General features: G+C 39.9%; 14 protein-coding genes, 1 tRNA gene and 1 pseudogene. 7 read left to right on the plus strand and 9 right to left on the minus strand.

The window, feature by feature from the left end; genetic code table 11:
* Positions 1 to 109: 109 nt before the first annotated feature.
* The 3 genes from rarD to uvrB form a co-directional block, all read right to left on the minus strand.
* The gene (rarD, locus tag AC5EUN_RS09865) at positions 110 to 1045 is read right to left on the minus strand and encodes an EamA family transporter RarD (protein ID WP_010326454.1); all 936 of its coding nucleotides are present in this window, start codon (positions 1043 to 1045) and stop codon (positions 110 to 112) included.
* Between the two features lie 148 nt (positions 1046 to 1193).
* Positions 1194 to 1778 (minus strand): lipocalin family protein, encoded by a 585-nt coding sequence (locus AC5EUN_RS09870; RefSeq protein WP_010326453.1) that lies wholly within the window; start codon positions 1776 to 1778, stop codon positions 1194 to 1196.
* Between the two features lie 103 nt (positions 1779 to 1881).
* Positions 1882 to 3903, minus strand: a complete 2022-nt coding sequence (uvrB, locus tag AC5EUN_RS09875; protein ID WP_010326452.1) for an excinuclease ABC subunit UvrB — start codon at positions 3901 to 3903, stop codon at positions 1882 to 1884.
* Between the two features lie 175 nt (positions 3904 to 4078).
* Between uvrB and AC5EUN_RS09880 the strand changes: the two genes are divergently transcribed.
* The 3 genes from AC5EUN_RS09880 (at position 4079) to AC5EUN_RS09890 (ending at position 7519) form a co-directional block, all read left to right on the plus strand.
* Positions 4079 to 4870, plus strand: a complete 792-nt coding sequence (locus AC5EUN_RS09880) for an A1S_2505 family phage non-structural protein (protein WP_010326451.1) — start codon at positions 4079 to 4081, stop codon at positions 4868 to 4870.
* A 268-nt stretch (positions 4871 to 5138) separates the two neighbouring features.
* Entirely contained in the window at positions 5139 to 5846 is a 708-nt protein-coding gene (locus tag AC5EUN_RS09885; RefSeq protein WP_171056717.1) for a hypothetical protein, read from the plus strand.
* 206 nt (positions 5847 to 6052) lie between these two features.
* A complete protein-coding gene (locus AC5EUN_RS09890; protein ID WP_010326449.1) occupies positions 6053 to 7519 on the plus strand; it encodes a sensor domain-containing diguanylate cyclase in 1467 nt (488 codons plus the stop codon).
* Positions 7520 to 7561: 42 nt separating this feature from the next.
* Here the strand turns inward: AC5EUN_RS09890 and AC5EUN_RS09895 are convergent, their stop codons facing one another.
* Positions 7562 to 7741, minus strand: a complete 180-nt coding sequence (locus tag AC5EUN_RS09895) for a hypothetical protein (protein WP_004693646.1) — start codon at positions 7739 to 7741, stop codon at positions 7562 to 7564.
* 170 nt (positions 7742 to 7911) lie between these two features.
* On the opposite strand from AC5EUN_RS09895, the pseudogene AC5EUN_RS09900 reads away from it, so the two are divergent.
* Positions 7912 to 8677 (plus strand): annotated as a pseudogene (locus tag AC5EUN_RS09900) (IS5-like element ISAba31 family transposase).
* Positions 8678 to 8817: 140 nt separating this feature from the next.
* Complete coding sequence (locus AC5EUN_RS09905) at positions 8818 to 10044, plus strand: pyridoxal phosphate-dependent aminotransferase (RefSeq protein ID WP_004693649.1); 1227 nt, start codon at positions 8818 to 8820, stop codon at positions 10042 to 10044.
* Between the two features lie 101 nt (positions 10045 to 10145).
* Here the strand turns inward: AC5EUN_RS09905 and AC5EUN_RS09910 are convergent, their stop codons facing one another.
* Both AC5EUN_RS09910 and AC5EUN_RS09915 read right to left on the minus strand, forming a co-directional pair.
* A complete protein-coding gene (locus AC5EUN_RS09910) occupies positions 10146 to 11015 on the minus strand; it encodes a DMT family transporter (RefSeq protein WP_010326448.1) in 870 nt (289 codons plus the stop codon).
* Between the two features lie 125 nt (positions 11016 to 11140).
* Positions 11141 to 11563 (minus strand): GFA family protein, encoded by a 423-nt coding sequence (locus tag AC5EUN_RS09915; protein ID WP_010326447.1) that lies wholly within the window; start codon positions 11561 to 11563, stop codon positions 11141 to 11143.
* A 340-nt stretch (positions 11564 to 11903) separates the two neighbouring features.
* Between AC5EUN_RS09915 and AC5EUN_RS09920 the strand changes: the two genes are divergently transcribed.
* Positions 11904 to 12338, plus strand: a complete 435-nt coding sequence (locus AC5EUN_RS09920; RefSeq protein ID WP_010326446.1) for a PaaI family thioesterase — start codon at positions 11904 to 11906, stop codon at positions 12336 to 12338.
* A gap of 69 nt (positions 12339 to 12407) precedes the next feature.
* Here the strand turns inward: AC5EUN_RS09920 and AC5EUN_RS09925 are convergent, their stop codons facing one another.
* Complete coding sequence (locus AC5EUN_RS09925; protein WP_010326445.1) at positions 12408 to 12866, minus strand: hypothetical protein; 459 nt, start codon at positions 12864 to 12866, stop codon at positions 12408 to 12410.
* A gap of 251 nt (positions 12867 to 13117) precedes the next feature.
* On the opposite strand from AC5EUN_RS09925, the gene AC5EUN_RS09930 reads away from it, so the two are divergent.
* Positions 13118 to 13193: transfer RNA gene (locus tag AC5EUN_RS09930), tRNA-Asn, on the plus strand.
* A 738-nt stretch (positions 13194 to 13931) separates the two neighbouring features.
* On the opposite strand, the gene AC5EUN_RS09935 is transcribed toward AC5EUN_RS09930, so the two are convergent.
* Positions 13932 to 14585 (minus strand): MiaE family protein, encoded by a 654-nt coding sequence (locus tag AC5EUN_RS09935; RefSeq protein WP_010326444.1) that lies wholly within the window; start codon positions 14583 to 14585, stop codon positions 13932 to 13934.
* A gap of 24 nt (positions 14586 to 14609) precedes the next feature.
* A complete protein-coding gene (gene pdxJ / locus AC5EUN_RS09940; RefSeq protein WP_004980400.1) occupies positions 14610 to 15335 on the minus strand; it encodes a pyridoxine 5'-phosphate synthase in 726 nt (241 codons plus the stop codon).
* Between the last annotated feature and the right edge of the window lie 10 nt (positions 15336 to 15345).

Raw genomic sequence — 15345 nt, forward strand, 5'->3', positions numbered from 1 at the left:
CAAATGATGTTTTATCAAACAGTCAATTATTCTTAAAGGGCAAAAAACAAATCAGAAACATGCTTATCGCCCAAATTCTAGTGCAATGACAGCTCCAAACATCATCAAATTAGTCTGAATGTTGCTGTTTTTCAAAATGCTCAATATTTCGTTCGAGCTGTTTTTTATTTTGTTGCTGTTTATATAAATGCAACACGCCTTCAATAATAAGCAATAAGACTGCAAACCAAATTGGAATATAAGTAAACCACTCACCTGCCTCTATACGCTCTCCCATGGCAACTGATGCTCCTGCCAGTAAAACTGGCTCCAAATAACTCAGCAAACCAAAAATCACAAAAGGTAAATAACGACTCGCGAGTATATAACTTCCAAGCCCCATCGCACTTAAGAAACCCAGTCCAATGACCGCCAAAATCAGATGTGGAAACTGTTGTATCAAAGCCAAACTATCGCTATGCACAAAGCCCAAATAGAATGCGACAGGTAAAATCAAAAACAGATCCCACCAGAAGCCACCCAAATGATCCGTTTTACAAACACGGCGCAGGAAGAAATACAAAGGATAAGCCAAAGCGATATAAACCGTTTCCCATGCCATGCTACCAATACGCCAAATTTCATGTCCTACCCCAAGCATAGCAAGGGCTACCGCAGCCATTTGCCAGCGGGATAGTTTTTCCTTGTAAAGGATGCAACCAACCAACACCATGACCAAAGGCAGTAAAAAATAGCCGAGCGACACCTGTAGGCCGCGACCATTCATGGGCCCCCATAAAAATAGCCACAACTGCGTGGTACATAAAACCGAACTAAACAATAACCAAGCAAACATCCAAGGTTGTTTAAAGATACGCTTAAACAACTCCGAAATGAGTTTTAAATCACCACTCCACCACATGAATGCGGTTAAAAAGGGTAAGGTCGAAAGCATACGCCAAGCAAAAGTTTGTTCACTATCCAAAGGCTTTAAAAAAAAGGTATAAAAATACAAAACCCCAAAAGTGACGGATGCTAAAACCGATAGTGCAACACCTTTATACATCCTTCACTCCACATTGATTTACGCGATTTTTACCAGGCTCCGATTATAAAGCGTTCGACTGTATAAAGCTTTATTATTCAAGTTTTAAAATACGTATATGAAACTAAAAAAGCCATGCTTCAGCATGGCTTTCAAGGCTTAATAGATTTTATTTTTGCAATTGTTTGGTATGAATCAAATCATTCAAGTCATAACCCACTGACTTTGCATATTCTAAGTATTCATTAATGACTTTTTGGTCTGGTTGTGGCGAGCGAGAAAGCACCCACATATACTTACGGCGTGGCTCACCCACTAAAACCGTTTCATAGTCATCATCAATTTTTAAAATCCAATAATCCCCCCGTGCCATGGGTAACCAACGCACCACTTCAGGTAAAAAACTCACTTTCAACTTACTGTTAAAAGGTGGGTTTTGTACAAATGCTTCACCTATGGACTGCATCAACTTACCATCTTGGGCATAACATCGGTTATCTACCGTCACATTGCCATTTTCATTCAGGGTATAAGTAGCCGAGACATTACTTCCACATTTATTTTGGAAGTACATGGGCTTACGTGCAATTTCGTACCAAACACCCAAATAACGGTCTAATTCAACCTTATCCACCACAGCTAAGGGTTTGCTCTGGGCATAAGCCATGGTTGCCATGCCTAACCCGACTAAAACAGCACCACCTACAGCAATTTTGGCAAGCGTAAAACCCGCCTTTGGAAGATTTGCAGACATAAACTGTACCTTTAATATTTCAGAATTTATGATCTAAAAATAAACATCTCTTTAAAAAATAATGCTTTCTGCCCAAATTACTGTAGCGTTATGTAAATGCAACTTAGGTTAGAAGTTGTGCTTTTAAGCGCAAAATTTCATCTCGCAGACGTGCAGCTTGCTCAAACTGTAGCTCTTTAGAAGCTTTTAACATTTCTTTTTCCAACTTGCTTAAATGCTTGGCAAGAAGTTTCGGATCGGACAGCAAGTGCTGCTGATCTGCACTTAAGGTTTGGTGTTGATCTGTGATACCACTTTCAACTTGATCATCTGTCAGCACTTCGCCTGTATCAATATCCTTTTTATTTTGTCTGATAGTGCTACGCGGAATAATGCCATGCAGCTCATTAAAGGCCATTTGTTTTTCACGACGACGGGCTGTTTCATCAATGGCTTTTTGCATCGAATCGGTAATCCGATCACCATATAAAATCGCTTTGCCTTTTACATTACGCGCTGCACGACCAATGGTTTGAATCAAAGAACGCTCAGAACGCAAGAAACCCTCTTTGTCCGCATCTAAAATAGCCACTAAAGACACTTCAGGCATGTCCAAGCCTTCACGTAGTAAGTTGATCCCGACGAGGACATCGTAGACACCCGAACGTAAGTCATGAATAATTTTCACCCGTTCAACGGTATCAATATCTGAGTGCAGATAGGCAACCTTGACGCCATACTCTTTCAAATACGAGCTTAAATCTTCTGCCATACGTTTGGTTAAGGTGGTTACCAAAACACGCTCATCTAGATCTTTACGGATATTGATCTCAGACAACACATCATCAACTTGAGTCAATACCGGACGTACTTCAATTTCGGGGTCAATCAACCCTGTAGGACGAACCACCTGCTCAGCTATTTGCTCGGCTTTTTCAATCTCGTATTTGGCTGGTGTAGCACTGACATAAATCGTTGCTGGCGTAATCCGCTCCCATTCTTCAAACTGCATTGGGCGGTTATCTAGCGCACTAGGAAGACGGAAACCATAATTCACCAAGTTTTCTTTACGCGAACGGTCACCTTTATACATCGCGCCAATTTGCGGCACAGTCACGTGTGACTCATCAATAATTAGTAAGGCATCGTCAGGAACATAATCAAATAAGGTTGGCGGCGCTTCGCCCGCAGGACGACCGGATAAATGACGTGAATAGTTTTCAATACCGTTGGTATAGCCCAACTGCTGCATCATTTCTAAATCATAACGGGTACGTTGTTCAATTCGCTGTGCTTCAAGCAATTTGTCATGTGCACGAAAGAAACCTAAGCGTTCTTTTAACTCTTCACGAATCGTGCCGATGGCGCGCTCTAAATTATCTTTCGGTGTTACATAGTGACTTTTTGGGTAAATAGTTATGCGCGGAACTTTACGTACCAGTTTGCCTGTCAGTGGATCGAACCAACGAATCGAATCGACTTCATCATCAAACAACTCGATTCGAATCGCATGCTGGTCTGATTCCGCAGGGAAAATATCAATAATTTCCCCACGAATACGATAGGTACCGCGTAAAAACTCAAGCTCATTACGGCTATATTGCATTTCCACCAAACGACGAATGATATCATCACGTGCAATACGATCGCCCTGTACAATATGCAGCAGCATGCTCATATAGGCATTGGGGTCACCCAAACCATAAATAGCAGAAACTGAAGCAACAATAATTGCATCGCGACGTTCTAAGAGCGAACGTGTTGCAGATAAACGCATTTGGTCAATGTGGTCATTGATCGCTGAATCTTTTTCAATAAATGTGTCTGAAGATGGCACATAGGCTTCGGGTTGGTAATAGTCATAATAACTGACAAAATATTCGACGGCATTGTTCGGAAAGAAAGATTTGAACTCACCATAAAGCTGTGCGGCTAAGGTTTTATTATGTGCCATGACAATGGTCGGACGTTGCGTCCGCGCAATCACGTTGGCCATGGTATAGGTTTTACCTGAACCCGTAACCCCAAGTAACAACTGGTCGTGATAGCCCTTTTCTATTCCAGCAACAAGCTTTTCGATGGCTTGCGGCTGATCACCTGCGGGTTGGTAATTGGTGACTAAATCAAAAGGTTGTTTCTCACTCACAGACATATCCCAAGATTTGCTTCTTCAACCGACTATTTTAACAGATTCAATCCCGAGCAATTCTTGCTTTTAGATTTTTAATGTAATTTACTGAAAATATTACAAAGATTTTTCACTTGACCCCCCCGTATTTCAAGGGCAACATGAAGTGAAGAAGAGCGAAAAATCAGAGCCTATGACATACCAATATCATGACGAAAGCATCGTCAAAAACCTAGATGAACATACCGTATTTGTGTTTGGTAGTAACATGGCAGGTCAACATGCGGATGGTGCTGCCCGAACTGCACTTGAACACTTTGGCGCAATAAAAGGCGTCGGACGTGGTTGGTCAGGGCAAAGTTATGCCATTCCCACCATGAACGAACACTTACAGCAAATGCCGCTCTCGCAAATTCAACACTATATTGATGACTTTAAAATCTATACCAAAAATCACCCTAAAATGACTTACTTTCTAACCTCTATCGGCTGTGGTATTGCAGGTTATAAAGTTGAAGAAATTGCTCCTATGTTTAAAGGCATTTCTCATAATGTTATTTTCCCCGCATCATTTCGCCCATTTGTGGAAAGAACACTACCACGTCTAAATAAAAAGTTTTTGCATACCATTTTTAATGATGCCGTGATTTTCAGCACTCAAAATGATGACATGCTGATTCAGCATTTGGCCTTAACCGATAATGAAAAAAGTTTAGCCAAAATTATTCTCAACACACGCATGTATCCAACCGACAGTAATGGTCGCGATCGTGTTTTTGAAATTGAAGATATTTTACATGCGCTGTCAGGGAAAATATTTGATTTTGAGACCAACGCGGAGGGGCGCATGCTTTTTGGTGGTGCCATTTTAGCGCTGTTGGAACTTTATAATATCAATGAACAAGACTTCATTGAAGTTTGGCAAGGCAGCCGAGAAATCGCACCGCCAAAACCCGAACATCGTGCGCGGAAAGCCTCTCGTTGAAACCCATCTTTCAAACCCCAAAAGCCAACTCTATGAGTTGGCTTTTTAGTTAAAAATAATAGAGTTGTTGAAATCTTCCCTACCCCCCAATCGCCAACTACTACAAAAAATGTGACGGTATTGTTCCTGCTTTTCCCTTTTTAACTTTTAAAGGTTCACTTACACTCTGAATCATAATCATACTTTTCAAAAACTTAAATAAATCATGAAAACAAATAGACAACTTGAAGCCTTAAAATCCAAAAGAAACAAGCATGCACTTTTCAGTATGGCTATTGCCGTTGTCATGCTGATTGCATTTTATCAACTGCCTCAATTTCAGGATTTTAGTTTTATAAATCTATCCCCAGTCTACTTTATCTTCATTGTATGCTTATCCTTCCTCAAAAAGACAAAGAACGAACAACCGAAAAAGAACAACCTCCTCTTAAATATTTTATTCATGACGGCACCCTTCTTCATCATTAATGTTTTTGCACTTTCCAGTCTCAGCAAATTTACTGACTATTCGGCTGTACGTATTGCAAAACATATACCTAACCCACAACACATCGAGGGCCAAATTCGGTTAAATAGCTACACTGTGGGCTCTGGGCGTAATAAATCACACTATGAAGATATTGTATTAAATGAAGCTTCTCAGCAGCAACCACTAAGACTGGTTTGTAATTTCATGGATCGCTTTAAAAGCTGCCCGCTATTAGAAGACCTTCAACAACAAAAGGTTAGTATCCGTTATTACACAGACAACCGTCAGTTTATCTACCCAGAAGTTTTAGTGTTATCGGTCACAGCAGACAACACAACCATCAGCAGCCAAGACTTCATGCAGATCTATCAACAACAACGAAAGAATTTTTTGATTTATTTATTCTTCATGGTATTGATTCCAAACCTATTGGTAATCAATTTATTTTGGCGCGACCATCAATATCAACAATCACAAACTTTTCGCTATCGACCTCAAAGCATTTAGCGCTTATCGCTATCAGCATAAACGCTCTTTAAGCTCCAAAACCATTGGAGCTTATGCACTTTCTATGCGCAATCAATATGCATTTTTTGACTAAATCCCCCATAAACTCACATAAATTTTAAAAATAACTTTTTTTATCACATTATTTTAAAAAGTTTTTTTAGCGCTTATACTGCTTTAAATTCCAACATAAAAACGAGATATAAATGCAATTATTGGACTCTCCTATTTTTGAATTATCTCCCATTGCCATGTGGTTAGAAGACTTTAGTGAAGTACAAAAACAATTTGATCTTTGGCGGAGTGAAGGTGTTGAAGATATTGCGTCTTTTCTGTTGGAAGACAAATCACGTATTTTAAGTTGTGCGCATAAAATTAAAGTCCTGCATGTCAACCCGCAAACCTTAAAACAATTTGAAGCCGAAAGTTTTGAAGATTTAACTGCGAACCTTGCGCAAATTTTTAAAGCAGATATGTCAAGCACTCATTTAAATGAGCTGGTCGCGCTTTGGAATGGTGAGACCTTATTTGAAAACACTGCCGTAAACTATACGCTTACAGGTCATCGCCTTGACATTCGCCTGCGCGGGACAGTACTTCCTGGTCATGAACACGATCTTTCATTGGTTCTGATCAGCACGGAAGACATCACGCCTTATGCCAATGCACAACGCTTAGAAGAAAAAAGTCGTTTAATTGCTGAAGCACGTTTTCAATACTCGCCTACTTCGCTTTGGGTTGAGGACTTTAGCCGAGTCAAAGCACGTTTAGATCATTTACGTCGTTTGGGGATCAGTGACTTTAAAACTTTCCTTGATGTCCACAATGACTTTATTAATGAATGTCTCAGAGACATCATGGTTACCGATGTCAACCAAGCTACACTCGATTTGTTTGCTGCACGTGACAAAGACCATTTACTTAAAAATTTGCATAAAGTCTTTCAGAACGCAACCCAACAGACCTTTCGACATCAGCTGCTCGAACTGTGGGATGGCAATATTCAACATAACTGCGAAGCAGTCAATTATGCACTCGATGGAAGTATTCGCCATGTGTTGTTGCATTTTGCCGTGTTTCCAGGCTTCGAAGACGATTGGGGTATGGTACAACTGGCGCTCACTGATATTACTGCGCGCAAAAAAGCCGAAAATTATCTTGAGTATTTGGCCAAGCATGATGTCTTAACCAAACTTTATAACCGCTCTTTCTACAGCACCGAAATCAACAGACTTGAGCGCAACAACCTACGTCCTGTGTCTTGTATTTTCCTAGATATGAATGGCTTAAAAGCTATCAATGATAACCTTGGTCATGATCAAGGCGATAGCTTATTACGCCGTATGGGTAATACCCTGAATCAGTTAATTGAAAATACCCAATACTCTGCTTCAAGGATCGGTGGTGATGAATTCGTGGTGCTATTACCTGCCGCCGATGAAGCCGCATTGAACCATTGTATTGAAAGTTTGCATGAGCTTTTAATGGTAGATAACCAATTTAATAATCATCAACCGATTAGTGTGTCGATTGGCACTGCTACCAGCCAGCCAAATGAGCGGGTTGAAGATATACTTAAACGTGCCGACACTGCGATGTATGAACACAAAAAAACCTACTATGCACAAAATGATCGACGGGTTAGCAATTACAACCCAGCGAATGATCAATAAAAAAGCGCCCTAACCAGGGCGCTTTTTTATTTCAATGGCGAATTAACGTTTACCCATTGAACGACGGGTGCCACGTGGTGGCATCCAAGTACGATCTGCATATTGTTCAGGTTTTGGACGAACCTGATTATGTGCAACATCGTCAGCACTTTGTTCTGCATTTGGCATTGGGAATGGGAGATTCACCAAAGGTTTTTTTGAAGTAGGCTGTTGCTTACTCATGACCATCACTCTCATCAAATTGCGCTTATTTTAAAGTTTTTTTCATAAAGATGCGAGAAACTTCCTAATTCTGTACATTTTTGAAATCATTAGGGTGTGTTGACACTTTTAGCTTAAAAAAATAGCGAAGTAGTAAAATCAAATCGCCAAACCCAATTTTACTATTCGCTATGCCTCGTACCATGCTGACAGATCAACACTGGCAAAAGTTGAAAGTTATTCTGCGTAATTTATCCATTCACCACAACTCAAATTTACGCAATTTTATTGAAGCTATTCTCTATAGAATTAGAACAGGCTGTCCGTGGCGAGATATTCCTTGTTGTTTTGGTCATTCAAACTCTATTTTCAAACGTTTTAATCGTTGGTCAAGCAGCGGTAAGTTACTTAGATTATTCAAATTACTAGCCTCATGCCCCGATATGGAGTGGATTTTTATTGATGGCTCTCATGTACGTGCTCATCAACATTCTGCCGGCATAGCGAATCAATCTATTTCTAAAAGTGTAGGAGGAAACTCCTCAAAAATACATTTGATTGTTGATGCACATGGCAATCCTATTGATTTCATGATTACCGATGGAACCACACATGATGTTAAAGTTGCACCTGATTTAATATCAACATTAGATTTAAAAGAGACAAAAGTGGTATGTGCAGATAAAGGCTATGATTCAGAACCACTGCGTGAACAGATCAGGAAAACAAGGACTAAAGCGAATATACCAAAAAAAACAAATAGCCAATCGAACAATGACCATATGGACTGGTGTTTATATAAAATCAGGCATTTAGTTGAAAATATGTTTTGTAGATTAAAGCAATTTAGAGGAATAGCTACTCGATATGACAAGCTCAAAAGAAATTATCAAAGTTCTGTTGCTTTAGCCTGTATATTTTTATGGCTACCTTTATAGGGTTAATTATGAACAGTAAATGTCAACAGACCCTAATTCAAAATTGAATTTTTTTATGTTTTTTGCAGAAAATCTGTGTTTTTAAACGCCTTGCTTGAGTTTTTTAAGCTAATATAGTGTGCTTTTTATTTTTTAAACCCTATAAGAAGGAATACTGCCGTGGACGTACGTCTCTCTGATCGTGTGAATGCCATCAAACCGTCCCCAACTCTTGCTGTTACCAACAAAGCTGCTGAATTAAAAGCGGCTGGCAAGAACGTTATTGGCTTGGGCGCAGGTGAACCTGACTTCGACACCCCACAACACATCAAAGATGCAGCAATTGCAGCGATTAACAACGGTTTCACAAAGTACACCGCTGTAGATGGTACGCCTGGCCTTAAAAAAGCGATTATTGCAAAATTCAAGCGTGACAATAACCTTGATTATGCTGCAAACCAAATTTTGGTTTCTTGTGGCGGCAAGCAGTCATTCTTTAACTTAGCATTAGCTTTGTTAAACAAAGGTGATGAAGTAATCATCCCTGCACCATTTTGGGTAAGCTACCCAGACATGGTGATTATCGCTGAAGGTGTTCCTGTTATTGTAAAATGTGGTGAAGAACAACGTTTCAAAATCACACCTGCTCAACTTGAAGCAGCGATCACAGACAAAACTCGTTTAGTGGTTTTAAACAGTCCATCAAACCCAACAGGTATGATCTACACTAAAGCTGAATTAGAAGCTTTGGCTGATGTTCTTCGTAAATACCCAGAAGTTTATATCGCTTCTGACGATATGTACGAACCAATCCGTTGGGATGACGAATTCTACAATATCGCAACAGTTGCACCAGACCTTTATGACCGCACAATCGTGTTAAACGGTGTGTCTAAAGCATATGCAATGACTGGCTGGCGTATTGGCTATGCAGCGGGCCCTGCTAAGCTTATTGGCGCAATGAAAAAAATCCAATCTCAATCAACTTCAAACCCAACTTCTATTTCACAAGTTGCTGCTGAAGCTGCGTTGAATGGCCCTCAAGACGTTCTTGAGCCTATGATTGAAGCATTCAAACGCCGTCATGACTTAGTTGTTAGTGGTTTGAACGACATCAACGGTATTTCTTGCTTACCTGCTGATGGCGCATTCTATGCATATGCAAACATCCGTCCATTAATTCGTGCGAAAGGCTTAAAATCTTGCACAGAATTCTCTGAATGGTTATTGGAAGAAACTGGCGTTGCCGTAGTTCCTGGTGATGCATTCGGCTTAGGCGGTTTTATGCGTATTTCTTATGCAACTGCTGATGACGTACTTGTAGATGCGCTTGCACGTATCAAGAAAGCGGCTGACTCAATCGAAGGCGTAGACGCTGCGATTGCTTCAATTGCTGCTGAAAAATGATTTAACCTTTAAAGTTAGATTAGAGAAACCCGCGAACTTCGCGGGTTTTTTATTTTTAAACAAAATCTGAAAAATTTGCTCTTAAGCCCGTTTAAATAATTTTAGAGCCGTGTAGTACCAGCAGAATCTATTGTATCTACGTCTTTCTTGCGAGATGACGCCGAGATCACCAAGGCAATGCCTGCCAGAATAATCGTCGCAGAAATAATGATTCGGAAACTCAACGCTTCCCCAATAAACAATGCCCCACCCAGAATCGCCAAACATGGCACAGACAATTGCACGCTACTGGCCGTGACCCGATCAATTTTCTTCACTATTGCATACCAAAGTACATATGCTCCACTCGATGCCAAACCACCAGATAAGAGCGCCAACAGCATACCTTTTGGCTGGATAAAACTCTGTGTGTAAAAAAATAAATAGACCAAGACAACAAAAGGAATCGCCACTACAAAATTTGCCAAGCTACTGGCCAGTGGGTTATGCATCTTTTTACCTACAATGCTATACATCGCCCAACCTATGCCTGAAAGTACCATCAATGCAGCATAACCCAAAGGAGGTGCCGAAGACGCTGGTAGCAATAAAATCAAAAGACCTAAAATAGCGATCACCAGCCCCAACCCGCGTCGTAAATTGATTTTTTCACCATGACACAGGCCATAACCAACCATACTTAATTGAACTGTCCCAAACAGTAGTAATGCACCTACACCCGCGTCGATATGCAAATAGGCCAGTGAAAAAGCCACAATATATAAGGCAAGAAAAAAACCGTTTTTTACACTCCACTCTATTTTGGCCTTATGAGTAGAGAGCATATACAGTAGAAATAACACCATTGTACCGCTACAGACCCGAAGTAAGCTAAAACTCATCGGATCAATCTGCTGCTCAGCCAACGCTAAACGACATAGCACCGAATTGGCTGCAAAGGCCAACATTGCAATGGAAATTTTAAGCAGCATGTTTGAGCATCCTTATTCAACAGCCTGCTGATATATCGAATATATCTTATTAAATCTAGAGAGTTTTTCTCATACAATTTATCAATAATCTCGATGTGCAACTCAGATGATTCAGCCTGAATATCTTATTTTTTAGCATCATCTGGTGAAAATAAAGCAATCACATCCGCTTCAGTGAGCTGCTCTGTAGAATACTTGAATTGGTAAAAATCAGGCTTATTATCAATATAAATTTCTGTTGTAAGTTTTAAATCTTTTGGCTGTTCTTCCATCGCAAACACATTGATATTACAATAGCTGCCGTCCTGAGTTCGCCAAAAAAGTGACGTGCCACATTCGCTACAAAAACCACGCTCCCCCCAATCCGATGACTTGAATAATTTTAAATATTCTTGATTGTCAAACTTTAAACTATTGGGTTCGACATCAATACTCATGAGTACCCCGCTCGACTGCTGGCGGCACATCGAACAATGACAAGCATGCACATCATGATTTTTGAGTGCGGCTTGGAACTTAGTTTTACCGCATAAACAGGACACGTTCATTGTGAGTTCCTTCTTCATGTGAAGACTGTATAAAATTACTAAAACCTTGTTTATCTTATATATAAATAAAAAACAAAGAGTGTATAAATTTTGTGCACCACATTAAAACAATGCTCACGTTTAGGTTACTCAGTTCTATCAACACTCAAATCATCAAAATGAATACGCTTACACTTTTTACATGCAATCCGTTCGCAACATCATCTCAATCCGTGATTACGATTTCGTTGATTTTGTACTGATCAATCCAATGCTCAATATTGACGAAAAGACTGAATTTTGTTTAATTGGACAACAAGTTCCAAAAAGGAACTCATAGATAAATATAGGAATGAACAAGATGAATCCCAAAGAAATGACAGGACTACAACTCTTAGAAGCCATGTGTGCAGGAAAAATTCCACCAGCAAGTATCAGTGAAACTATTCCCATGCAGCCTTTTGAAGTTTCTGAAGGAAAAATTAGCTTTAAAGCAAAAGCGGATCACCGCCATTTAAATCCGCTTGGTGGCGTGCATGGTGGCTTTGCAGCAACAGTACTCGACTCAGTAACAGGTTGCGCTGTACATACTATGCTTGAAGCAGGTGTTGGCTATGGCACCATTGATCTGAATACTAAAATGTGCCGACCGATTCCAAGAGACAAAGAACTGCTTGCCATCGGCAGCGTGATCAACATCAGTAAGAACTTAGGTATTTCTGAAGGTAAAATTGTAGATGAAGACGGTAAACTCTACGCCCATGCCACAGCCACCTGTATGATTATTCGTTCCTAAAAACGAAAGGCACTGATAAATTTCAGTGCCTTTTTTACGCCAAATTAAACTTTACTTCAGCATGACAGATCAAATTGCGGTTTTAAACGTCTTCAGCGTCTGCAATTTTGAGGCATCAGGACGCTCAACTCCTTTATAAATACAATAGTATTTAAATGCGCTGTCTAAACTCACGTCTAAACTTTTACCTTCAGCAGCAGACCAGACTTTTGAACGATTATTACCTGATAAAGCACTGCCTGACAACTGATACAAATACAGATCATGTTCTCGCTGCACAGTCTTTTTAAGAGTACTTGTCGACTGTGCGGAAAGCAACTGACAAGGACTGTTGACCAGCCAACGCTCACTAAACCAAAGTTGTAATAAATCACCCAAATACAAGTCTGTACAACCGACTGGCCAAACATCAATATAGGCTGACTCTACAGAGATATAGTATTGTTCAGGGTTGGAAATAATAGAAAGATACTGATTTTGATAATCAGCTAGGTTTGCAAAAATATCGGAAATAGTAAGCGTATTCATTCGCTTTCTCCTGTTTAGCCATTTTAGTGCTGGCAAGTTGGTTATAAATCCACACTGTTTAAGTTTTCACTTAAACGCTCTGTTGTTAAAGTCAGACTATCAACGACTTTCCCACATTGCAAGCACTTCAATACGATTTTTTTTGAAAATGATTTTTTTGTTCAAATAAAAAGCATCCAATATAAAAATGACAGCAACATGACATTTTAGACTTGACCCACTATGAAATGTCCTTATAATCGCATGCAGATTCTCCAATAGCTCAGTCGGTAGAGCGACGGACTGTTAATCCGCAGGTCCCTGGTTCGAGCCCAGGTTGGAGAGCCAAATTCAAGAAAGCCCACACTATAAGTCGTGGGCTTTCTTCTTTTCTACACATTAAAAGTTTTACCGCTTAAGGTGTAAATCCTCCAGCTAAGTTCAACAGAAAGCCAGAACTAAACTATTCTCGAAAAATAACTTATCTTAAAAACACTAAAAAATGATTCACAAGAAAAATCATGAGCACATTTAAAACACATGTGGATGTTCGTCCAGATCACAGCAACTGAAATGAAAAAATGGAAAGGGCAAAAAAATTGGGAATACCAGCTTAGTTTTAGTGATCCTGCTTATAAAGATATTTCTACTGGATGTAATCATTATGAGTAAAATGACAGATTATTTTTAATTTTTATTCACCCACCACAGCCAATCATTAAAAATATTTTTTAAGAAAATAGATCTTTCCACCCAATTAAGTCATGTCTCTGAGACTTTGCGAAATACTCTTTCTGATGTAACCATTTTTCATGATGTGCAATGGTGGAACGTGGAAGATATAAAAAAGTACAAGAAATCATCGTCAAAATTCTAAGCACACCTACTCAAATAACTCATTCCACTGACTCATATTTCGCGATTTTATGGAAAGGAATTACAGCTCTCAATACATCATATCTACCCATCTCTAATTAAAAAGCCCAATCGATAAAGATTGGGCTTTTTAATGAGTTAGAATTATCTACACTGAGAATTTGCAACTTTCGAACAGTCTACAAACTGTGGCATTCACCCACCTTATTTCTAAGTCGCTTGCATAGGCACGCCACTATGGAAACGAAACACATCATCAGGTGTAATAATTAGCTCTTTTTCGACGTTACGGATATGTTCAATACGGGCTTGAATATCTTCTTTCGGATTTTTCAATTTCCCCGTTTGCGCAACATCTAAAGCCAAAGCTAAATAGTCTTCAAAATGGCGTGATTCAGACTTCAGCAGGTAGCGATAGTAACGACCTAATTCATCATCGACCAAAGGTGCTAACGCGTAGAAACGCTCACATGAACGTGCTTCTACAAAGGCACCAATGATTAAAATATCAATTAAAGCCTCAGGCTCATAAGTCCGCACTTCTTTACGTAAACCACCCGCATAACGACCAGCGCTCAGATTGCTCCACTCTAGCCCGCGCTTTTTCATAAATTCAAGCACTTGCTCATAATGCAGCATTTCTTCACGAACCAGTTGTGCAAGCTTGACTTGTAAATCGGTAAAAAAACTATATCGAAACATAAGGTTCATCGCTGTACCTGCAGCTTTCTTCTCACAATTCGCGTGGTCTTGCATCAGCACATCAAGATTAGTTAGTGCTTCAGCCAACCAAGCTTTTGGTGTTTCACAGCCCAAGAAGTCCATGACGGGCTTCATGAGTTCATCATAATTGATATTCGACATATTCAAATCTTAAAAACTTTAAAATTAACGTGCAGCTTTAATCACTGCTTTCATTTCACGCACGGCTTGTTCCAAGCCCACAAAAATTGCATCGGCAATCAGTGAATGACCGATATTTAATTCGTGGATCTGTGGAATTTGCGCAATTGGGGTTACATTTTCAAGGTTGAGTCCATGCCCAGCATTGACTACTAAACCCTTAGATGCCGCATATTCAGCACCTTTGACAATACGTTCAAGCTCATGTTGCTGAGCTTCAGGTGTTTCTGCATCAGCATAAGCGCCTGTATGAATTTCAATGGTTGGTGCACCACAAGCAACCGCTGCATCAATTTGTGCAAAGTCAGCATCAATAAACAAGGACACATCACAACCAATCTCAGACAAGGCTTGAGTTGCCGCTTTAACATCGTCAAAATGTCCAACCACATCCAAACCACCTTCAGTCGTCACTTCTTGGCGTTTTTCAGGAACAAAACATACATGGTGCGGTTTAATTTCTTTGGCAAATGCAATCATTTCATCTGTGACTGCCAACTCCAAATTCATACGTGTTTTAAGCGCTGGACGCATACGACGCACGTCATCATCTTGAATATGACGACGGTCTTCACGTAAATGCAAGGTAATCCCTTCCGCCCCTGCTTGCTCACAGATCAGTGCTGCATTGACTGGATCAGGATAAGACGTTCCACGCGCTTGTCGTAAAGTTGCCACGTGGTCAATATTTACACCAAGTAATGCAGCCATATTCATTTCC

This window comes from Acinetobacter sp. CAU_H_S170_2 (genome assembly GCF_058890445.1).